This is a genomic window from Hydrogenophaga sp. (assembly GCF_028698005.1).
GTDB lineage: Bacteria > Pseudomonadota > Gammaproteobacteria > Burkholderiales > Burkholderiaceae_C > Hydrogenophaga.
Window position 1 is genome coordinate 1 of the sequence record NZ_JAQVEJ010000227.1, and the last position, 3,422, is coordinate 3,422.

A 3,422-nucleotide genomic window follows, 5' to 3' on the forward strand; every position below is an offset into this window, starting at 1 on the left:
GTCAAGTCTTTCATCAGTCCTGAGCGACTGTGAGCGACTCGGCGCCACCGAGCACCTTCCACAGGGTCACCCGGTTCTGCTGCTCGGCCAGGCGCAGGCCGATGAGCGTCTGCCGGGCAGCGTACAGGCTGCGCTGTGCATCGAGCACGCTCAGGTAGTTGTCGGCACCGGCCCGGAAGCGGGCCTCGGACAGTTCAAAGGCCTTTTGCGACGCCTGGACCATGCGTGTCTGTGCGTCCAGGCGCGCCTGCCATTGGGCGCGGGCCGCCAGCCCATCGGCGACTTCGCGGAAGGCCGTCTGGACGGCCTTCTCGTACTGCGCGACGGCAATGCGCTGGTTGGCCTCGGCCACACTGACAGCAGCCTGGGTGCTGCCACCGTCGAACAGCGGCAGGCGCAGCAGCGGCACGAAGCTCCAGGTGTTGTTGCCGGCGCCGAACAGGCCGTCCAGTTCCCGGCTGCCGGAACCCACGCTGGCGGTCAGGCTGATGGCGGGGAACATGGCGGCGCGCGCGGCGCCGATGTTGGCTGCCATGGCCCGCAGGTTGTGTTCGGCCGAACGAATGTCGGGGCGGCCCAGCAGCACCGAGGAGGGCAGGGGCACGGGCAGGTTTTGCAAGGCGGTGGGGCTGCCGTTGGCACCGTCATCGCCATACAGGGTGTCGGCCTGGGGCAGCAGGGCGTCGGGTACCGTCCCGCCCACCAGCAGGACGAGCGCGTTGCGATCGGTCTGCACCTGGGCGGTGTAGGCAGCCACGTCGCCGCGGGCGGTTTCGACCGTGGCCTGGTTCTGCGCCAGCACGAGGCCCGAAGTGGCGCCCAGCCGGTGCATCTCGCGCGTCAGCTCGAACGCCTTCTCGCGGCTGGACAGGGTGTCGCGGGCCAGTTGCAGGCGGGCCTGGTCGGCGGCCAGCGTCAGCCAGGCGTTGGCCACGTCGGCGACCAGGCCGATCTGCACGCTGCGCCGGTTCTCCTCGCTTTGCAGGAATTGCTGCAGCGCCGCTTCGTTGAGGTTGCGCACACGCCCCCAGAGGTCGAGCTCATAGCTGGTGAAGGCCAGTTGCGCCGTGATTTGCTGGCTGACCTGGGACTGCCCGCTGCTGGAGAGCTCGGCCGCGCTGCGCGAGCGACTGCCCTGGAGCTGGCCATTGAGGGTGGGCCAGCGGCTGGCGCTGGTGATGCCGTACTGGGCGCGCGCGCGCTCGATGTTCTCGACCGCCACACGCAGGTCGCGGTTGTGCGTCAGCGCCAGCGCGATCACCTCGCGCAGGGGCGGCGACTGGACCCACTGAAGTGCCTGGGCCACATCGAGGCCGGCCTGATCGGCCAGCACCGCTGGTGCGCCGGACGAGCCGGTGGCGGTGATGTCCGCGGGAACGGGCAGGGGCGGTGTGCGGTGCTCGGGGGCCAGGTTGCAGCCGGCCAGGCCGGCGGTCAGGGTGCAGGCCAGCAGCAGCGGCCGTGGTCGGAGGGTGCGAGGCATCGGGGGGTACTTCATGCGGAGACCTCCGGTGCACCGGCGTTGGCCATGGTGGCGTCGCCTTCGTGGCGCGAGTGGCTCTTGAACCAGCTGCGGACGAGCAGGAAGAAGATGGGCACCATGAAGATGCCCAGCACGGTGGACATCACGGTGCCGCCGAGCACGGCGGTACCGATGGCATTGCGTCCGCCGGCGCCGGCGCCGGTGCCGAAGACCAGGGGGGTGACGCCGAAGCCGAAGGCCAGGGACGTCATCAGGATCGGGCGCAGCCGCAGCCGGACGGCTTCCACGGTGGCGTCGAACACGCTCTTGCCGCGCTCCTGCAACTGCACCGCGAACTCCACGATCAGGATGGCGTTCTTGGCCGCCAGACCGACGGTGGTCAGCAGGCCGACCTGGAAGTACACGTCGTTGGTCAGGCCGCGTGTGGTGGTGAACAACAAGGCGCCGAGCACGCCGATGGGCACGGCCAGCATTACCGACAGCGGCACCGTCCAGCTCTCGTACAGCGCCGCCAGGCACAGGAACACGAACAGGATGGACACGGCGTACAGCAGCGGAGCCTGGGCGCCAGACTGACGTTCCTGCAGCGAGGCACCGGTCCATTCGTAGCCGATGCCCTGGGGCATGTCGGCCAGGATTTCTTCGACGATCTCCATTGCCGTGCCGGAGCTCACGCCCTGCACGGCCCGGCCCTGCAGTTCGTAGGCCGGGCTGCCGTTGTAGCGCATGAGCTGCGGTGAGCCATAGGCCCAGTGCGACGAAGAGAATGCGCTGAACGGCACCATTTCGCCGTTGCGGTTGCGCACGTGCCATTGATCGATGTCCTGCGGCAGCATGCGGTAGGGCGCGTCACCCTGGATATAGACGCGTTTGACGCGGCCGTTGTGGAGGAAGTCGTTGACGTAGGTTCCGCCGATCGCGCCAGACAGCACGCTGTTGATGTCCGCGTAGGACAGGTTCAGCGCAGCGGCCTTGCGGTCATCGATGTTCAGACGCAGTTCGCTGGCATCGTCCATGTTGGTGGTGCGCAGCCCCGTCAGTTCCGGGTGCTGGCGTGCCTCCCGCAGGAACCTGTCCTTGGCCGCCAGCAGGGTGTCGTGGCCCAGGTCGTTGAGGTCCTTGAGCATGAAGTTGAACCCGGCGCTGGAGCCCAGTCCCCGCACGGCCGGCGGCAGACTGACGATGACCTGCGCGTCACGGATGACGGCCAGTTCCTTGGTGGCGCGCTGGGCGAAGACGGGGGCCGACTGGCTGGGCAGAGGGCGCTCGGCCCAGGTCTTCAGGCGCACGAAGCCGCGTGCCGAGCCTTGCACGCCACTCAGGCCGGACACCTGGTTGAAACTGATCACCTCGGGCTGGGCCAGCAGGTAGTCCTTGACCTGATCGAGCACCTGGTTCAGGCGCTCGTCGGTGGCGCCGGCGGGCAGGTTGACCGACACGTAGACGAAGCCCTGGTCCTCGTCGGGCAGGAACGAGGTGGGCAGGTTCTTGAACAGCACCCAGACGGCGGCGCACACCGCCAGAAACACCAGGATCATGCGCTTGGCACGCCGCAGCAGGTAGGCCACGGTGCCCTGGTAGCGGGCAGTGGCGGCGTCGAAATGGCGGTTGAACCAGCGGAAGAACCGGTCATTGAGACCCAGCAGGCCGCCGCGCGGTGGTCGGTTCGGGTCATGGTGGGCCGGCGCCTTCAGGATGGTGGCACACAGGGCCGGGGTGAGCGTCAGCGCCACGAACACCGAGAACGCCATGGCCGAGACGATGGTGATGGAGAACTGCCGGTAGATCACACCGGTGGAGCCGCCGAAAAAGGCCATGGGCACGAACACCGCGGCCAGCGTCACGCCGATGCCGATCAGCGCGGGCGTGATCTCGCGCATGGACTGGCGGGTGGCTTCCTTGGCGGGCAAGCCGGTGTCGCGCATCACCCGCTCGACGT

At 68.4% G+C, this 3,422-nt stretch carries 2 protein-coding genes; both read right to left on the minus strand.

What is annotated here, in order from left to right; genetic code table 11:
- Positions 1–13: 13 nt before the first annotated feature.
- Complete coding sequence (locus PHQ87_RS15105) at positions 14–1,498, minus strand: efflux transporter outer membrane subunit (RefSeq protein WP_300236148.1); 1,485 nt, start codon at positions 1,496–1,498, stop codon at positions 14–16.
- On the minus strand, positions 1,495–3,422 hold a 1,928-nt coding region (locus PHQ87_RS15110; protein ID WP_300236151.1), incomplete at its 5' end, for an efflux RND transporter permease subunit. The genes PHQ87_RS15105 and PHQ87_RS15110, both read right to left, overlap by 4 nt.

What these genes read in the sequence shown, in the direction of transcription:
- PHQ87_RS15105 (WP_300236148.1), bottom strand. Translation starts at nt 1,498, where the DNA reads ATGAAGTACCCCCCGATGCCTCGCACCCTCCGACCACGGCCGCTGCTG.